We start from the raw sequence: 17690 nt of genomic DNA on the forward strand, positions 1-17690 counted from the left end.
GTCACCGGCGGTTCAGGCGAGGGGGGCGGGGCGCGCGAGAGCGCGCCACGGGACCCCGGCCGGTGCCGGGCGAACGCGCGTGGTGAGCCAGGCGGTGCGCTCGTCGCCGGCGATCAGCGCGTGGTCGCGGGCCACGGAGCGCAGCAGCGCCGCCGCCTTCTCGTGGAGCGTGGGATACGGCACGGCCCCGAACACGTCGGTCCGGGGCCGCTCGATCGCCGAGACCGGCGGCCCCAGGTCGCGCACGCCGTGGTCCGTGCCGTCGACCGCGTGGGCGGGACGCCGGACACGGAGGCGGTTCACTTCACCGCCCCTGCCATCACCCCCGACACGAACTGCCGCTGGAAGGCGAAGAACACCGCCAGCGGGATCACCATCGACACGAACGCCCCCGGCGCCAGCACGTCGATGTTGTTGCCGAACTGGCGTACCTGCTGCTGGAGCGCCACGGTGATCGGCGGGGAACCCGAGTCCGCGAAGATCAGCGCGACCAGCATGTCGTTCCAGACCCAGAGGAACTGGAAGATCCCGAGCGAGGCGATGGCCGGTCCGCCGAGCGGCATGACGACCCGGGTGAAGAGCCGGATCTCGCCCGCCCCGTCGAGCCGGGCGGCCTCCAGGAGCTCGCGCGGGATCTCCGCGAAGAAGTTCCGCAGCAGGAAGATCGCGAACGGCAGCCCGAAGGCCGTGTGGAAGAGCACCACGCCGAGGGTGGTCTCGAAGATCCCGAGGGTGCCGAAGAGCTTGGAGACCGGGATCAGCGCGACCTGCACGGGCACCACCAGCAGCCCCACCACCACCAGGAACCACCAGTCGCGGCCGGGGAAGTCCATCCAGGCGAAGGCGTAACCGGCGAACGAGCCGATCACCACCACCAGGACCGTGGACGGCACGGTGATCATCACCGTGGAGAGCAGCGAGTCGGTGATGGCCGGGTTCGACAGCAGGTGCTGGTAGTTGTCGAGGGTCAGTTGGGAGGGGGTGGTGAAGACCTGCCACCACCCGCTCGCCGCGATGTCCTTGCCGTCCCGCAGCGAGGAGAGCAGCAGCCCGATCGTCGGCATCAGCCAGAACAGGGCCACCAGGACGAGGAAGACCCGCATCACCCCGCCGCCCGCGCGCGCGGCGATCCGCACCGCGAGCGACGGTCGGGCGGCGTCCCCGGCCGTGGTGGTGGACGCGGTGGTCGTGACCGAGGCCGTCATCGGCGTCCCTCCTTCCGTATCCGCCGGATGTTGAAGGCCATCACCGGGATCACCAGCAACAGCAGGAGGACGGCGATCGCGCTGCCGACCCCCAGGTCCGCGTCCGTACCGAACGAGGAGCGGTACAGCTGGAGGGCGAGGACGTTGGCGTCGTCCTGGGAGGAGCCCGGCGCGATGATGAAGATCAGGTCGAAGACCTTCAGCACGTTGATCATGAGGGTGACCAGCACCACCGCGAGGACCGGTGCCAGCAGCGGCACGGTGATCCGCCGGAACACCTGCCACTCGTTCGCCCCGTCGACCCGCGCCGCTTCGAGGAGTTCGCGCGGCAGCCCGGCGAGACCCGCCGCGATGAGCACCATCGCGAAGCCCGCCCACATCCAGACGTAGCTGCCGATGATCCCGGGGGTGACCAGGCTCGGGCCGAGCCAGGAGACCCCGTTGTACGGCTCGCGGAAGTTGTCGGCGGGCAGCCGGAGCACTGCCCCCTCGGCGGCGGCGGGCAGCGAGAAGGACCCGTCCGCGCCGGCCGTGGCGGTGGCGACGACCTTGCCGCCCCTCACCGCCTCGACCTCGATGCCCTTGAGGCCGAGCTCCTTCGGGTCGACCACGTTGGGCTTCCCGCCGCCGCCCCTGGTGAAGTCCAGCCAGGCGGTGCCGGTGATCCGGTCGCCGTCCGGGGCGGGGGTACGGGCCGGCTCCGCGTCCTTGGGCATCTTCTCCGGTACGACTCCGACCAGCGGCAGCAGCACCGGGACACCGGCCCGCACCGTCGTCTCCGTGACGAAGGACCCGCCGCCTCCCGCCTTCAGCGGGTGCACCGGCAGCGGGTGCGCCTTCGGGAAACCGGCGGACTTCGCGAAGGTGTCGTGCACGCCCACCCAGACCGCGTTGGCGACCCCGCGCTCCGGGGCCTCGTCGTACACCAGCCGGAAGATGATCCCCGCGGCCAGCATGGAGATCGCCATCGGCATGAAGACGACCAGCTTGAACGCGGTGCCCCACCGGATGCGTTCGGTCAGCACCGCGAAGATCAGACCGAGCGCGGTGGAGACCGTGGGCGCGAGGACCACCCAGATCAGGTTGTTCTTGACCGCCGTACGGATCGTGTCGTCCGTGAACAGCTTCCGGTAGTTGTCGAGCCCGGCGAAACCGGTGCCCGCCTGGTCGAGGAACGAACGGTAGACGGAGTAGGCGATCGGATAGACCACCAGCGCGCCCAGCAGCACCAGCGCGGGCAGCAGGAACGCCACCGCGACGGTTCGGCGGGAGCCGGTGACCCCGCGGCCGGAGCGGCCGCTACGGGGGCGGACGGGCGGACCCGGGTGGACGGGGGGCACCGCACCGGCGCCCCCCGTCGTCGCTGTCGTCACCGCGTCAGCTCTTGTACGCCTCGGCGGCGGCGGACTCCAGCGCCCGCTGGGTCCCCGCCACGTCCTTCGGGCTCTTCAGGAAGTCCTGGAGGATCTTCCACTCGCCCTTGCCCGGCGTGCCGCCGAAGGACTGGGGCGCCTGGTCCGACATGTCGAACCGGACCCCGTCCCCGGCCGCGATCAGCGCTTCGGCCATGGTGCGCTGCACGTCGTTCGGGTACACGGCCGGGTCCAGGGACTTGTTCGGCGAGAGGAACCCGCCCGCCCCGGCCGAGATCTTCGCCGCGTCCGTGGACGCCAGGAAGGTCAGCAGCGCCTGGGCGCCCTCGGTGTCCTTCAGCGCCACCGCCGCGTCCCCGCCGGTCACCACCGGGGAATCGGCGCCGACCGCCGGGAACGGGAACACCTTGGCGTCCGTACCGATCTTCGCGTCGGTCTCCGCGATGTTGACGGCGACGAAGTCGCCCTCGAAGACCATCGCCGCCTCTGGCTGGTCCCCGCCGGTGAAGGTCTGCGTCACCGAGGCCGGGAACTCCGTCTGGAGCGCCCCGGACGCGCCGCCCGCGATCAGCTCCGGCTTGCCGAAGAGCTGCGCCAGCGTCGTGAGCGAGTCCTTCACGGACGGGTCCGTCCACGGGATCTCGTGCTTCGCCAGCTGGTCGTACTTCTCCGGACCCGCCTGGGAGAGGTAGATGTTCTCGAACCAGTCGGTGAGGGTCCAGCCGTCCGCACCGCCGACCGATACCGGGGTGATCCCGGAGGCCGACACGGTCTCGGCGGTGGTGAGGAAGTCCTTCCAGGTCTTCGGCTCACTCGCGCCCGCGTTGTCGAACGCCTGGGCGTTGTACCAGACCAGCGACTTGTTGGCGGCCTTGTAGTAGACGCCGTACTGGGTGCCGTCCACGGCGCCGAGGTCCTGCCAGACCTGCGCGTAGTTCTGGCCGAGCTGCGCCCGCGCCTCGTTGCCGACGGGCTTGGCCCACTTCTTCGCCACCGCCTGCTGGATCGCGCCCACCTGCGGGATCATCGCCACGTCCGGCGGCTGGCCGCCCGCGATCTTCGTACCGAGGAAGTTGACGATCGGGTCCTGCGCGGGGACGAAGGTGACCTCCGCGCCGGTCCGCTTCTCGAACTCGTCCAGGACCTTGGTGAAGTTCTGCTGTTCCGCGCCCGTCCACACGGCGGCCACGGATATCCGCTCACCGTCCAGACGAGGTAAGGCGACGGTCGACGAGGGCGACTGGCTCGCACTCGCGGTGGGGTCCGCGGTGGCCTTGCCGTCCTTGCCGTCGTCCGAATCGCCCGAGCAGCCGGTCAGCGCCAGTGCGCCCACCGCGGCGAACACCGCCGCCGTCCGCCCCAGTTGTCTGGTCCTGTGCATGTGTTCCCCGTCTCCCGGCGGCGCGCGTCCGCACGCCGCTGTGCGACTACCGCGTCGTCCGTGGGCACAAGTCCTACGCCGGTGCGCGGAGCGCCCGCAATACCGCCGCAGGGGCCGGGCGGACGATCGTGACCCGCTCGTGACGTCGTTCCGGGAGGAAACGCGCACCTGGTGGACAGGGGGCAGAAGGACAGGTCCGTCCACCGGGAGAACACCGGAAATCGTCGAAGGTCATGAGGAGACGGGCGGCAGCGGGGGCAGCCGTTCGGCGTTCACCGACCGCGCCGCACGCTCCAGCGCGCTGGCGAGGAGCGCCAGGTCGGTCGGACCGTTGCCCAGCTCGCGGACCGGGCGGCGGGTCGGCGGATCGCCCATCCGCTCCCACTCCAGCGGTACGACGGTCGGACGCAGGGTCGCCGTGCGCGGGATGCGGCCCGTCACCCGGCCGCCCTGGAAGGGGGTGACCCGGCCGTCCGGATGCCCCAGCCTGCCCCGCCCCGGGGCCGGTTCGTCCGGCGAGGGCGGCAGCACCGGCGCGTCCAGCACGATCCGCAGCCGGGCGCCGCGCGCCAGCTCGGTGTCCTCGGTACGGTCCGGGCGGCCCGAGGACGCCACCAGATGCACCCCGAGTCTCCCGCCGTCCCTCGCCACGGCCTCCAGCGCCCGCACCACGGACCCGGCGGCCGGCCGTCCCGGGCTGCCGAGCGCCGGGGCGACCAGCGCGTCGAAGTCGTCGGCCAGCACCACCAGCCGGGGCAGCGGCGACGGACCCGGGTCCACCGCCCGCGGGTCGGTGGTCCGCAGCCGCAGCGTGCCGGTCGCGGAGGAGGCGGCCGGGGTGTCGAGGCCCCCGCGCTGCTCGGAAGAGCTCGGCGGACGCTGGCCGACGAGCCGCCGGGAGACCTCCTCGCGGATGTGCCACTCGGTGAAGTCCAGCCCGTCGAGCAGTTCGGCGCGGCGCTTCAGCTCGCCGCCGAGCGCACGGGCGAACTCGCGCATCCGGACCGGGTCGGAGGCCGACAGATACGAGAAGACGTGCGGCAGCTCGGTGCAGGGGCGCAGCCCTTCACCCGGCTCGCCGCTCTCCCCGCCCGCCCCGGCACCGTCCACCAGCAGGATGCCGAGCCGGTCGGGGCGGGCGGCCGAGGCGAGCGAGGCGGCGACCGCCCGCAGCAGTTCGGTACGCCCGCTGCCGGCGGGCCCCTCGACGAGCAGGTGCGGCCCCTCGTCGGCGAGGTCCACACTCACCGGCCCCCGGGGCCCGGCCCCCAGCACCACCACCGGCCGTCCGGCCTGCCCACCGGCCCCCTCACCGGCCGAAGCCGGTGCGGGCGCGGGGTACGGGGTGCGGCCGGAGTCCGTAGGAGGCACGGGCGCCGGGTACGGGGTGCGGCCGGAGTCGGTGCGGGTGTCGGGGGCGCCGGGGTACGGGGTGCGGCCGGAGTCGGGTGAGTCGGTGCGGGACGGGTACGGGGTGCGGCCCGAGTCGGGTGAGTCGGTGCGCTGGCCGCCGACCAGGGGAGCGGTCCGGATCGGGCCCGTGGAGAGGGTGCGGCCGGGGCTCGGGGTGTCCCGGGGGTCGCGCAGCCGCCCCGGAGCGGGGGTGGGCGTGGGCCGGACCGAAGCCCCGGGCTGGCGTTCGGCCGTCGACGCCCAGCGGGCCATCAGCGATGCCGGGGTGGCCCGGGCCAGGCCCAGTTCGTCCAGCAGCCGGGAGGAGGGCGGCAGGGCTGCGGTCTTCGCGAGGTCCGCCGCGGCCCCGGGACCCTCGTCCCGCAGGGGGGCCAGCGCCCGGCCGAAGCGTTCCGCCCAAGCCGGCGACACGGCGTCCACGGTCGCCACCGTGCCGTGCCCGGCGACCTGACCGCCGGCCGTGCGCAGCAGCCGGAGCGCGGTCGCGACGTCCCCGCTGAGCATGGCGACCGCCCCGCACTCGCGGAAGGCGAGGGAGGCGTGGCAGGCGGCCTCGTAGGTCGCGGTGACCGGGGAGGTGGGCGAGGACGGCGGGGTCTCCGCCAGGCAGATCAGATGGATTCCGGCCGCCGCGCCCGCGCCCGCCAGCCGTGCGGTCGTCTCCCGCAGCGCCGCCGTCCCGGGATCGCCGTCCACGACCAGCACGGTGTTCGGACCGGTCCAGGCATCGGCGGCCTCGGCCACCGCGTCACGGCCCGCGTGCGGCCAGCCGGGACCGAGCGGGCTCTCGTCCAGCCTGCGGACCAGTTCCGCCGTACGGGCCGCCGCCTGCTCCCGGTCGTACGCGAGAAGCAGCCGGCAGTCCTGTCCGCGCATCGGTCGCAGATGCGGCAGCCACCCCAGCCAGGACCAGGCGTGCCGCCGCTCGTCCGTCGTGCGGTTGCGGTCCGTGCTGATGAGCACGATCTCCAGGTCGGTGGGGGAGTGCAGGGCCGCGAGCTGGGCGACCGCCGAGCGGGCCAGCCCGGTGAGGCGCTCCCACGGCCCGGCGAGTCCCAGCGAACCGGCCTCGCGCAGCCCCACCGTCACCGGCACCGAGGGCAGCTCCGCCCGGTCGGTCGTGCCGAGCCGGAGGACCAGCGCCTCCGGGTGGCCGGGGTCGCGCTCCCAGAGCCGGGGGCCCGGCCCGAGCGCGGTCAGCAGCACCGCCGCGGGGTCGGGCCACGTGCCCGCCGGGGCGGAGGGGGTCAGGAACCCCGAGTGCCCCGAGACGGACCGGGGGGCGGGCACGGCCTCGGACTCCTGCGCCTCGTGGCCGGCGCGGCCCCCGGCCAGCCGACGGGCCCAGGCGCTTATGCCGCCGCGCCGGGCCGGCTCCGCACCGGGCCGGGGGAACGGGCCGGAGTTCTCCTGGCGGAACGCCGAGTCGTGGCCGGCCGGCCGGGGCTCCTCGGCGAACGACCCGTGCCCGTGGGCCGGGTCCGGTCCGTCGGCCTCCGGCCGGGCCACCCGCAGATGCCCCTCGCCGTCCGGTGCGGTCGCCAGCGCCGGGGGGCGGGGGCCGGTGGTGAGGCGGAGGGTGGACTCGCCGAGCCGCAGCAGGGCGCCCGCGGACAGCGGGACCGGCCGGGTGCCGATCTCGGCACCGTCCAGCGAGGTGCCGTTCGTGGAGCCGAGGTCGGCGACCGTGACCCGGCCGTCGCCGGAGACCGTGACCGCGCAGTGCAGCCGGGAGACGTCGGGGTCGTCGAGCGGCACGTCCGCGTCGGCGGAGCGGCCGATCCGGATCTGGCCGCCGTGCAGCAGATGGACACCGCCCGCGTCGGGGCCCGCGACCACGTGCAGCCGGGCGGGGACGGAGTCGTCCGAGGACGGCTCGTCCTCACCGGGTGACTGGAGGGAGAGCACCGCGCCGTCGACCAGCGGCGGCTCGCCGACCGAGAGGCGCTGGGCGTCCAGCCGCTCCCGCCCGGCGAAGAGGATCACCGCGCCGCCGCCCAGTGACCCCTCGGAGCCCTGGACCGCCGAAGCGAGGGCCGAGGCCACGGCGGCGAGCGCCGTGCCCGCCGGGGCGGTGAGCAGGACATCGCACGCGCGTGCCGGTGCGTGTCCGGTGCGCGGCGCGAGGACGGTCAGCCGGATCTGCATCGCCGTCAGCGGTCCCTTCTGCGGGTTGCCCGGCAGGGGACCTCCCTGTGATGCCCCCCACCCGGCGCGGACGCGTCGTCCGGTACGGGTCGTCACGTACCGCAGGACTCCCGCTCCCGCAGTTCCGTGCTGGAGGCATCCTCGCACCTGCCACCGGCAACACGCCCACGGGTCATGCATAAGTGATCTTGATTGGTCGGGTGTGGGCGCAAAAGAGCCTGCTTGGCCCGGGTTCGGACAGTTCCGCGTGAGTGGGCCGTGCAGTGGGCAGACGTACGGACGCCCCGGGGCAACCGGCCGGTCGCCCGTCGCGTCTTTCCCGGAGCGGGCACGGGAGGGTTCGCGCGGCTGTCGGGAGCAACCGGGAAATGGCCGGAAACCGGCGGGTCACAGCGTGAACACAGCCCGTTCGCGACCCCTCGGCGGCCGGTTCGGCACCATTAGAGTGGGGCCTTTACCGACCACCGTCCCCACAACAGCAGGGAGCGCATGACGTGCGGCCCGTAGGCAGCAAGTACCTGCTCGAAGAGCCGCTCGGACGCGGCGCCACGGGCACCGTCTGGCGAGCCCGCCAGCGGGAGACCGCGGGGGCCGAGGCGGCCGTCGCGGGGCAGCCCGGCGAGACCGTGGCGATCAAGGTCCTCAAGGAGGAGCTCGCCAACGACGCCGACGTGGTGATGCGGTTCCTGCGGGAGCGCTCCGTGCTGCTCCGGCTCACTCACGAGAACATCGTGCGCACCCGCGACCTGGTGGTCGAAGGGGACCTCCTCGCCCTGGTCATGGACCTCGTCGACGGCCCCGACCTGCACCGCTACCTCCGGGAGAACGGCCCGCTGACCCCGGTCGCCGCCTCCCTGCTCACCGCCCAGATCGCGGACGCGCTCGCCGCCAGCCACGCCGACGGCGTCGTCCACCGCGACCTGAAGCCCGCCAACGTCCTGCTCGACGAGCGCGACGGCACCATGCGCCCGATGCTGACCGACTTCGGCATCGCCCGGCTCGCCGACTCCCCGGGGCTGACCCGCACCCACGAGTTCGTGGGCACGCCCGCGTACGTGGCCCCGGAGTCCGCCGAGGGCCGCCCGCAGACCTCCGCCGTCGACATCTACGGCGCCGGAATCCTGCTGTACGAGCTGGTCACCGGCCGCCCGCCGTTCGCCGGAGGCACCGCGCTGGAGGTGCTCCACCGCCACCTCAGCGAGGAGCCCCGCCGCCCGTCCACCGTGCCCGAACCCCTGTGGACGGTCATCGAGCGCTGCCTCAGCAAGGACCCGGACCGGCGGCCCAGCGCCGAGAACCTGGCACGGGCACTGCGTACGGTCGCCGCCGGCATCGGCGTGCACGCCAACTCCACCCAGATCGCCGCCGCCGACGGTGTCGGCGCGCTGCTCGCCCCGGACCCGGCGCCCGCGCCCGTACCCGAGACGCCCGGCGCGGCCGACCCCACACAGGTGCTGCCGAGCACCGGCGCCCCGTTCGGCGCGGGTGGATACGATCCGAACGCCGCCACCAGCGTCATGCAGCACGGGCAGTTCCCGGGCGGCTCGGGCCCCGCGGCCGACCCCACCGCCGTCCTGCCGCCGGTGCCGCAGCGCCCGGACGACTCGCCGCAGCAGGACCCCGCACACCCCTGGCAGTCCCAGCTCCAGGCCGCGCGCGACCGCAACGAGCAGACCCAGGTGCAGTACCTCGACCCCGCCGACGACCCGCTGCGCCGCCGCCCCCAGCGTCAGCAGCCGCAGCAGCAGCCCCCGCAGCGGCAGCAGCCCCAGCAGCAGCGCCCCCAGCACCAGCAGTACCCGCCGCGGCAAGAGCAGCAGCCGCAGCGCTACCAGCAGCCCCAGCACCAGAACTACCCGCCCCAGCAGCAGCAGCCCCAGCAGCAGCAGCCGCAGCAGTACGCGCCCCAGCAGTACGGCCGGCAGCAGCCCCAGCGCCAGCAGTACGCGCCCCCGCAGCAGCCGCAGGCACCCGCCCCGCGCGAGCCGCGCCCGCCTCGGCAGCGCAGCGCCAACCCGATGAAGATCCCCGGGCTCGGCTGCCTCAAGGGCTGCCTGTTCACCATCGTGCTGCTCATCGTCGCGGGCTGGCTCATCTGGGAACTGACGCCGCTTCAGGACTGGGTCGACCAGGGCAAGGGGTACTGGGAGGCGATCGGCGACGCCATCAGCTCCGTGACGGGCTGGATCTCCGACCTCGGTGGCGGCAGCGCCTGACCCACCGCACCTCAGGGTCCGGGAGTCCCCGCACGGGAGTCCCGGACCCTGAGGGCTGTCCAGGTCTCCGCTCCGTCTCGGCAGCGTCTCCGCACTGCATCAACTCTGTACCTTTGTCGACTCCTTCAGGTGCCTTACCGTCGCATTTCGCCCCCGAAGGGGAGTGTCGGCGCCGTCCGGGGCACGCAACCCCCCGCTCGCCGCGTAACTTTGTCGACCGGGGTTCACCGCCAGCCGCTGAGGGAGCAGTCTTGGCACGGAATATCGGCAGCCGGTACACCGCCCACCAGATCCTGGGGCGCGGCAGCGCCGGAACGGTGTGGCTCGGCGAAGGGCCCGAGGGGCCCGTCGCCATCAAACTCCTCCGCGAGGACCTCGCGTCCGACCAGGAGCTCGTGGGCCGCTTCGTCCAGGAGCGCACCGCCCTGCTCGGGCTCGACCACCCGCACGTGGTCGCCGTCCACGACCTCGTCGTCGACGGCAACGACCTCGCCCTGGTCATGCGCCTGGTGCGCGGCACCGACCTGCGTACCCGGCTGGACCGCGAGCGCCGCCTCGCCCCCGAGGCCGCGGTCGCGATCGTCGCGGACGTGGCCGACGGACTCGCCGCCGCGCACGCGGCCGGAGTGGTCCACCGGGACGTCAAGCCGGAGAACATCCTGCTCGACATGGAGGGCCCGCTCGGCCCAGGCGGATCGCACCCCGCACTCCTCACGGACTTCGGTGTCGCCAAGCTCATCGACACCCCGCTGCGCACCCGGACCACCCGGATCATCGGCACGCCCGACTATCTGGCGCCCGAGATCGTCGAAGGGCTCCCGCCGCGCGCCGCCGTCGACATCTACGCCCTCGCGACCGTCCTCTACGAGCTGCTCGCCGGGTTCACACCGTTCGGCGGCGGCCACCCCGGCGCGGTACTGCGCCGGCACGTCACGGAGACCGTCGTCCCGCTCCCCGGCATCCCCGAGGAGCTGTGGCAGCTGCTCGTCCAGTGCCTGGCCAAGGCCCCCGCCTCCCGGCTGCGGGCCGGCGAGCTGGGCGGTCGGCTGCGGGAGCTGCTGCCGCTGCTGGCGGGCATCGGGCCGCTGGAGGTGGACGAGCCCGGCGAAGAAGAAACGGAACTGCGCCCGGAGTACGACGAGCAGCAGTACACCCCCGCCGACGAGGAGCCGCGCCGCCGGGGCGCCGTACCGCTGGTCCCCGGACCGGCCCCCGACTCCAACCGGGACACCCACACCAGCATGCGGGTGCCCGGCCCGGACGAACTGGCCGGCGGACCCCTCGGCACCGCCCGCGCACCCCGGGCCCCCGGCCCACGCCCCGGCTCGGCCCGGAACAAGTCCGCCGCCGTCCGCAAGCGCCGCCTCACCCTGGGCGCGGCCACCGTGGTGCTCGTCGCGGCGGTCGCGGTGGGCGGCTGGCTGGCCACCGGCGGCGACGACGCGGGTGCCACACCGCAGGACGGCGGCAACTCCGCGCCCGGCGCACCGTAGGCCGGGTTGGACCATTCCCGTCGGGCGGCCACCGCCCGCTGATCCGACGTGCACGCTTGGACACGACCTGAGGCCGGTACCCCGACCCGGGCCGCCCCCGCCGCCGGGCGGCCCGGTCGCCGACCGGCCCGGAAGCCGTGCCGGACCAGGGGATACGGCGCCCGGAGCCGGGGGAGGGCGAGCTTCACCCGTCCAGCCGTTACGCTGGACCCGTGGCAGTCGTCGATATTTCCGAAGAGCTGAAGTCCCTCTCGTCCACCATGGGGTCGATCGAGGCCGTCCTGGACCTGGACTCCCTGAGGGCGGACATCGCCGTGCTCGAGGAGCAGGCGGCGGCGCCGTCCCTCTGGGACGACCCGGAGGCGGCACAGAAGATCACCAGCAAGCTTTCCCACCTCCAGGCCGAGGTCCGCAAGACCGAGACGCTGCGTGGTCGCATCGACGACCTCAGCGTCCTCTTCGAGCTCGCCCAGGACGAGGGCGACGCGGACGCTCTCGCCGAGGCCGAGGCCGAGCTGGACTCGGTCCGCAAGGCGCTCGACGAGATGGAGGTCCGCACCCTCCTCTCCGGCGAGTACGACGCGCGTGAGGCCCTGGTCACCATCCGGGCCGAGGCCGGTGGCGTCGACGCCGCCGACTTCGCCGAGAAGCTCCAGCGCATGTACCTGCGCTGGGCCGAGCGGCACAACTACAAGGCCGAGGTCTACGAGACCGCGTACGCCGAAGAGGCCGGCATCAAGTCGACCACCTTCGCGATCGAGGTTCCGTACGCCTACGGCACGCTCTCCGTCGAGCAGGGCACCCACCGGCTCGTCCGGATCTCGCCCTTCGACAACCAGGGTCGCCGCCAGACGTCCTTCGCGGGCGTCGAGGTGCTGCCGGTCGTCGAGAAGACCGACCACGTCGAGATCGACGAGTCCGAGCTGCGCGTGGACGTGTACCGCTCCTCGGGCCCCGGCGGCCAGGGCGTCAACACCACCGACTCCGCGGTGCGGCTGACCCACCTGCCGACCGGCATCGTCGTCTCCTGCCAGAACGAGCGCTCGCAGATCCAGAACAAGGCGTCCGCGATGAACGTCCTCCAGGCGAAGCTCCTTGAGCGCCGCCGCCAGGAGGAGCAGGCCAAGATGAACGCGCTCAAGGGCGAGGGCGGCAACTCCTGGGGCAACCAGATGCGTTCGTACGTCCTGCACCCGTACCAGATGGTCAAGGACCTCCGTACGGACTTCGAGATGGGCAACCCCGAAGCGGTCTTCAACGGTGAGATCGACGGCTTCATCGAGGCGGGCATCCGCTGGCGGAAGCAGGGCGAGAAGTAACCGTACGCGTAAGGAAGTTGGGCCCGGGCGGTATTCCTGCCCGGGCCCTTTCGCGTGCCCGGGGCGGGCGGTGGCACGGGTGCGCCGAGGCGCGTGGCGCGAGGGGCGGGAGCCGGGGGGTGTGGTGATTGCGTCACAGTCGGGGCAGTGAATAACCGTCAGAAGCCTCAATGGCTCACCAATCGCCCGGAACGCTCTTGACGTAATCCTTAACTCTGGTCAGGGTGCTGGAGCAGCGTGCGTATGACTGGGACGGGTGTGAGTGGGGGCGGACCGGGCGACCGCGACGAGCGCGGCCCGGTTCGGAGCGAACCCCGCAGAGCCAGGTCCCTCACACGTGCTGCTCCATTGACGAGATCGGCTACTGGGGGTAGCAGCAGATGACGAAGAAGACGCGCGTACGTATCGCGCGCATAGCCGCCGGCGCGATCATCGCAGCCGGCGCTTCCCTGACCGCCGCGGGTGCGGCGCAGGCGTTCGGCACGCCCGACAGCGTCGGCGCGGCGGTCGACGGCGGCGACGACGGCACCGAGGTCGGCGACGACGCGGGTGCCGTGGACCAGGGTGCGGACGGCTCGACGACGCCTGAGGGTGACAACGGGTCCACGACGCCCGAGGGTGACAACGGCTCGACGACGCCCGAGGGTGACAACGGGTCCACGACGCCTGAGGGTGACAACGGGTCCACGACGCCTGAGGGTGACAACGGCTCGACGACGCCTGAGGGTGACAACGGGTCCACGACGCCCGAGGGTGACAACGGCTCGACGACGCCTGAGGGTGACAACGGGTCCACGACGCCTGAGGGTGACAACGGCTCGACGACGCCTGAGGGTGACAACGGCTCGACGACGCCCGAGGGTGACAACGGGTCCACGACGCCCGAGGGTGACAACGGCTCGACGACGCCCGAGGGTGACAACGGGACCACCGGCAACGGCACCACCGGCTCGACCGGCTCGACCGGTTCCGACAGTGGCTCGATCACCGGTGGCACCGACGAGACCTGCACCGTCACCCTCGACGGTGCCGAGTGCGTCGAGTCGAACAACACCGACACCGACAGCGTCGGCAACAAGCCGGTCGAGCAGGGCAAGGGCAAGGACGAGCTCGCCGAGACCGGTGCTGCCGAGACCACGTTCCTGCTGCTCGGTGCCGCGACGATGATCGCCGGCGGCATCGGCTTCCGCTTCCTGCCGCGTCTGGCGGGCGGCCGCACCGCCGTCTGAGCCACCGGCTCATAGACAGGGCGCGTCAACACCGCTGAGGGCCCGGGGAGAGCTTCACCGCTCCCCGGGCCCTCACGGCCGTCCAGGTCAAGGGGGGCCGGCGCCCCTCGGAGCCGTACGGGCGCGTCCAGGCGCCTTCAGGGGCCGGGGCTCAAGGGCGCGGACCCGGGGCTCGACGCCACCGCCCTACGCCACCTGCTGGGCCAGCAGCGCCACCGCGCACACCAGCACGACCAGCAGCGCGATCAGCAGCGCCGGGCTCATCCCGCCGAAGGGGCCCTGGTCCTGCCGGCGCAGGCGCTCACGGTTCGCGCGGCAGACGGGGCAGCGGCCCTCGTTCACCGGCGCCGCACAGTTCGCGCACACCAGTCTGTCGTAGGTCATGCGCACTCCTCCTCCCGCGCGGCGGAACCGTCCTCGGCCGCCCTCGGCCGTACTCTCGCGCCCGGCCGGCCGTCCGTCCGCACAACGCTCCGGGGAGCGTGACCGTTCCCCCTACCACTGTGCCAGCTCCGGCGACATTCGGCGCGGCTCGCCGGGGTGGACGGGAAGAACGCACCGCGTGCGGGAGACCAGTGCGCCGCACGCGGGCGCGTTCGGGGTCACGCGCTGTCGCCGAGAGGGTGCGGAGGGCGTCCGCGCGTTCCGCGCGGCGGCCCCCCGCCGACACCCTCCGGCTCATGTTCCGGCATAAATCACCCATCCGTAGACGCCGCCTGCGCGCCCGGGGAGCATTCGCGTAGGGTCACGCACACATACTCCCGGCCGACCATGGTGCCTCCGTGATCCGATTCGACAACGTCTCGAAGACCTACCCGAAGCAGAGTCGCCCCGCGCTGCGCGATATCTCCCTGGAGATCGAGAAGGGCGAGTTCGTCTTCCTGGTGGGCTCCTCGGGCTCCGGCAAGTCCACCTTCATGCGCCTGATCCTCCGTGAGGAGCGCGCGAGTCAGGGCACGGTCCATGTGCTCGGCAAGGACCTGTCGCGCCTGTCCAACTGGAAAGTGCCCCAGATGCGCCGTCAACTGGGCAACGTCTTCCAGGACTTCCGCCTCCTCCCCAACAAGACCGTCGCCGAGAACGTGGCCTTCGCGCAGGAGGTCATCGGCAAGCCGCGCGGTGAGATCCGCAAGGCCGTGCCGCAGGTGCTCGACCTCGTGGGACTCGGCGGCAAGGAAGACCGCATGCCCGGCGAGCTCTCCGGCGGTGAGCAGCAGCGCGTCGCCATCGCGCGGGCGTTCGTCAACCGGCCGATGCTGCTGATCGCCGACGAACCGACCGGCAACCTCGACCCGCAGACCTCCGTGGGCATCATGAAGCTGCTGGACCGGATCAACCGGACCGGCACCACCGTGATCATGGCCACCCACGACCAGAACATCGTCGACCAGATGCGCAAGCGCGTCATCGAGCTGGAACAGGGCCGTCTCGTGCGGGACCAGACGCGCGGCGTCTACGGCTACCAGCACTGAGCGGCCACCAGCACTGAGCATCTGAGCATCGAGTACTGAAAGGACGCCATGCGCGCCCAGTTCGTCCTGTCGGAGATCGGCGTCGGCCTCCGGCGCAACCTCACGATGACCTTCGCCGTCGTGGTCTCCGTCGCCCTCTCGCTCGCCCTGTTCGGCGGCGCGCTGCTGCTCCGCGAGCAGGTCAGCACGATGAAGGACTACTGGTACGACAAGGTCAACGTCTCCATCTTCCTGTGCAACAAGAACGACGCCCTGGACATGCCCAAGTGTTCCAACGGTGCCGTGACGGACGCGCAGAAGAAGGAGATCGACGCGGACCTCAAGAAGATGGCGGCCGTCGACACCGTCACCTTCGAGACGGTCGACCAGGCGTACAAGCACTACCAGGACCAGTTCGGCGACACCGCGATGGCGGGCAACATCACGCCCGACCAGATGCAGGAGTCCTTCCGCGTCAAGCTCAAGGACCCGGAGAAGTACAAGGTCGTCGCCACCGCCTTCGCGGGAAGAGCCGGGGTGCAGTCCGTCCAGGACCAGAGATCGATCCTGGACAACCTCTTCGAGTTGATGAACGGCATGAACGTCGCCGCCCTGTTCGTCATGGCGCTGATGCTCGTCATCGCGTTGATGCTGATCGTCAACACCGTACGGGTGTCGGCGTTCAGCCGCAGACGCGAGACCGGCATCATGCGGCTCGTCGGCGCCTCGGGCTTCTACATCCAGATGCCGTTCATCATGGAAGCGGCCTTCGCCGGGCTGATCGGCGGTCTGCTGGCCTGTGTTCTGCTGATAGGCGCCCGCTACTTCCTCATCGACGCCGGCCTCTCCCTGCAGAGCAAGCTGAACCTGATCGACTTCATCGGCTGGGACGCGGTCATCACCAAACTGCCGCTGGTCCTCGCGATCGGGCTGCTGATGCCCGCGGTCGCGGCGCTCTTCGCGCTCCGCAAGTACCTCAAGGTGTGACATGCGCCCCCTGTGCCGCACGGTGAAGCCCCCGTGCGGCACAGGGGGTTCGTCCTGGGCCGTGTATGCCCCTTCCCGTCGGGCGGGCGGCGCCCGGCACGGCACCTGGGTCGTGCCTGCCCACGGTGATCCGACGCACCTGGCCGGACACGGCCCGGCGGCGTTGCCGGACCGCCCGTGTACATCCAAGTACGCGGGCGTGCCTCCGCCTTGCGATGCACCGCACCGGACTCCGCCCGCTTATCCGACGAGAAGGGGCGGACACGGCCTAGACTCGCTGCCATGCAGGGGCCCTTGTACCGGTACGGGCCCCGCGGCCTGCGCCGCGGGGCGGCTTTGACGTTGGTGTTCGCCGGAGTGCTCGCCACCGGTGCGGCCACCGGATCGCTTCCGCGCGACGAGCCGGCCAGCGCCGACACGCGGACACGCCCGGCCGCCGCCTCCCTCGTCCCCGTCGACCGCCAGGAGTTGGCGGCGGCCGCCGCCGGGGCCGCCGCGGACGGGAAGTCCGCCACCCAGGCCGCCGAGGATCTCGTCAGCCGCAGCGGCGACCGCTGGGGCGCGGTCTACGACGAGCGCGAGTACAAGGAGTTCGAGCAGGCGCTCGACGGCTCGTACACCGGCGTCGGCCTCTCGGCCCGCCGGACCGCCGACGGCCGGGTGCGGGTGGCCCGGGTCGAGCCCGGGGGCCCCGCCGACCGGGCGGGCATCCGCGCCGACGACGTGCTCACCACCGTGGACGGCGACCGGACCCAGGGGCGCCCCGTCGCCGAGGTCGTGGCCCAGCTGCGCGGGGACGGTACGCACGAGAAGGCCGGGTCCTCGGTCGTCCTCGGTCTGGAGCGGGGCGGGCGCGCCCGGACGGAGTTCCTGCACCGCGCCCGGCTCACCACCGAGCCCGTCACCGTGCGCCGGCTCGGTACCGGACCCACCTCCACCGTGCTGATCAAGGCGACGGCCTTCACCCGGGGCGCGGGCGGCGAGATCCGCGACGCGGTCCGGTCCGCCCCCGGTGACGCCGGAATCCTGCTGGACCTGCGCGCCAACCGCGGCGGCCTGGTCGGCGAGGCGGTCGTCGCGGCCTCCGCGTTCCTGGACGGCGGGCTGGTCGCCACGTACGACGTGCAGGGGGAGCAGCACGCCCTGTACGCGGACGCGGGCGGCGACACGACGCGGCCGCTCGTGGTGCTCGTCGACGGCGGCACGATGAGCGCGGCCGAGCTGCTGACCGGTGCGCTCCAGGACCGGGGCCGCGCGGTCACCGTCGGTTCGCCCACCTTCGGCAAGGGTTCGGTGCAGATGCCGAGCGAGCTGCCGGACGGCGCGGTGGCGGAGCTGACCGTCGGGCAGTACCGCACGCCGGGCGGCAAGGGGGTGGAGGGCCGGGGGATCACCCCGGACGTGGTGGTCGGCACGGAGGCCCTGGATCGGGCCGAGACGGTATTGAGTGGCCTCGGGGGTGGGTCGTAGTGCGA

At 72.7% G+C, this 17690-nt stretch carries 13 protein-coding genes; 7 read left to right on the forward strand and 6 right to left on the reverse strand.

Going from position 1 to position 17690, the window contains the following annotated elements:
• Nucleotides 1-12: 12 nt before the first annotated feature.
• The 5 genes from OHT52_RS19060 to OHT52_RS19080 form a co-directional block, all read right to left on the reverse strand.
• A complete protein-coding gene (locus tag OHT52_RS19060) occupies nucleotides 13-303 on the reverse strand; it encodes a hypothetical protein (RefSeq protein WP_443046611.1) in 291 nt (96 codons plus the stop codon).
• Nucleotides 300-1205, reverse strand: coding sequence for a carbohydrate ABC transporter permease (locus OHT52_RS19065; protein ID WP_328721396.1), 906 nt, complete (start codon nucleotides 1203-1205; stop codon nucleotides 300-302). Before OHT52_RS19065 ends, OHT52_RS19060 begins: the two co-directional genes overlap by 4 nt.
• Nucleotides 1202-2578, reverse strand: a complete 1377-nt coding sequence (locus OHT52_RS19070) for a carbohydrate ABC transporter permease (protein WP_443046612.1) — start codon at nucleotides 2576-2578, stop codon at nucleotides 1202-1204. Before OHT52_RS19070 ends, OHT52_RS19065 begins: the two co-directional genes overlap by 4 nt.
• 4 nt (nucleotides 2579-2582) lie before the next feature.
• Nucleotides 2583-3959, reverse strand: a complete 1377-nt coding sequence (locus tag OHT52_RS19075) for an ABC transporter substrate-binding protein (RefSeq protein WP_328721397.1) — start codon at nucleotides 3957-3959, stop codon at nucleotides 2583-2585.
• A gap of 231 nt (nucleotides 3960-4190) precedes the next feature.
• Entirely contained in the window at nucleotides 4191-7520 is a 3330-nt protein-coding gene (locus OHT52_RS19080) for an FHA domain-containing protein (protein WP_328723806.1), read from the reverse strand.
• Between the two features lie 494 nt (nucleotides 7521-8014).
• On the opposite strand from OHT52_RS19080, the gene OHT52_RS19085 reads away from it, so the two are divergent.
• From OHT52_RS19085 to OHT52_RS19100, 4 genes are all read left to right on the forward strand, one after another.
• The gene (locus tag OHT52_RS19085; RefSeq protein WP_328721398.1) at nucleotides 8015-9736 is read left to right on the forward strand and encodes a serine/threonine-protein kinase; all 1722 of its coding nucleotides are present in this window, start codon (nucleotides 8015-8017) and stop codon (nucleotides 9734-9736) included.
• Nucleotides 9737-9987: 251 nt separating this feature from the next.
• Nucleotides 9988-11229 carry a serine/threonine-protein kinase gene (locus OHT52_RS19090; protein WP_328721399.1) on the forward strand — a complete coding sequence of 414 codons (1242 nt, stop codon included), beginning with the start codon at nucleotides 9988-9990 and terminating at the stop codon, nucleotides 11227-11229.
• Nucleotides 11230-11441: 212 nt separating this feature from the next.
• Nucleotides 11442-12548 (forward strand): peptide chain release factor 2, encoded by a 1107-nt coding sequence (prfB, locus tag OHT52_RS19095; protein ID WP_328721400.1) that lies wholly within the window; start codon nucleotides 11442-11444, stop codon nucleotides 12546-12548.
• Between the two features lie 380 nt (nucleotides 12549-12928).
• Nucleotides 12929-13777 (forward strand): hypothetical protein, encoded by an 849-nt coding sequence (locus OHT52_RS19100; protein ID WP_328721401.1) that lies wholly within the window; start codon nucleotides 12929-12931, stop codon nucleotides 13775-13777.
• Between the two features lie 186 nt (nucleotides 13778-13963).
• Here OHT52_RS19100 and OHT52_RS19105 read toward each other — a convergent pair whose 3' ends face one another.
• Nucleotides 13964-14161 carry a hypothetical protein gene (locus OHT52_RS19105; protein WP_328721402.1) on the reverse strand — a complete coding sequence of 66 codons (198 nt, stop codon included), beginning with the start codon at nucleotides 14159-14161 and terminating at the stop codon, nucleotides 13964-13966.
• A gap of 398 nt (nucleotides 14162-14559) precedes the next feature.
• On the opposite strand from OHT52_RS19105, the gene ftsE reads away from it, so the two are divergent.
• The 3 genes from ftsE to OHT52_RS19120 all read left to right on the forward strand — a co-directional run bounded on the left by ftsE (nucleotide 14560) and on the right by OHT52_RS19120 (nucleotide 17685).
• Complete coding sequence (ftsE, locus tag OHT52_RS19110; protein WP_328721403.1) at nucleotides 14560-15249, forward strand: cell division ATP-binding protein FtsE; 690 nt, start codon at nucleotides 14560-14562, stop codon at nucleotides 15247-15249.
• Nucleotides 15250-15297: 48 nt separating this feature from the next.
• Entirely contained in the window at nucleotides 15298-16215 is a 918-nt protein-coding gene (ftsX, locus tag OHT52_RS19115) for a permease-like cell division protein FtsX (protein WP_328721404.1), read from the forward strand.
• 282 nt (nucleotides 16216-16497) lie between these two features.
• Nucleotides 16498-17685 (forward strand): S41 family peptidase, encoded by a 1188-nt coding sequence (locus tag OHT52_RS19120; protein WP_328721405.1) that lies wholly within the window; start codon nucleotides 16498-16500, stop codon nucleotides 17683-17685.
• Nucleotides 17686-17690 lie beyond the last annotated feature (5 nt).

The sequence above is a fragment of the Streptomyces sp. NBC_00247 genome (assembly GCF_036188265.1).
Classification (GTDB): domain Bacteria; phylum Actinomycetota; class Actinomycetes; order Streptomycetales; family Streptomycetaceae; genus Streptomyces.

Coding starts and splice junctions, on each gene's coding strand:
- OHT52_RS19065 (WP_328721396.1), bottom strand. CDS start 1,205: ATGACGGCCTCGGTCACGACCACCGCGTCCACCACCACGGCCGGGGAC.
- OHT52_RS19075 (WP_328721397.1), bottom strand. CDS start 3,959: ATGCACAGGACCAGACAACTGGGGCGGACGGCGGCGGTGTTCGCCGCG.
- OHT52_RS19080 (WP_328723806.1), bottom strand. CDS start 7,520: ATGCAGATCCGGCTGACCGTCCTCGCGCCGCGCACCGGACACGCACCG.
- OHT52_RS19100 (WP_328721401.1), top strand. CDS start 12,929: ATGACGAAGAAGACGCGCGTACGTATCGCGCGCATAGCCGCCGGCGCG.
- OHT52_RS19105 (WP_328721402.1), bottom strand. CDS start 14,161: ATGACCTACGACAGACTGGTGTGCGCGAACTGTGCGGCGCCGGTGAAC.
- ftsX (WP_328721404.1), top strand. CDS start 15,298: ATGCGCGCCCAGTTCGTCCTGTCGGAGATCGGCGTCGGCCTCCGGCGC.
- OHT52_RS19120 (WP_328721405.1), top strand. CDS start 16,498: ATGCAGGGGCCCTTGTACCGGTACGGGCCCCGCGGCCTGCGCCGCGGG.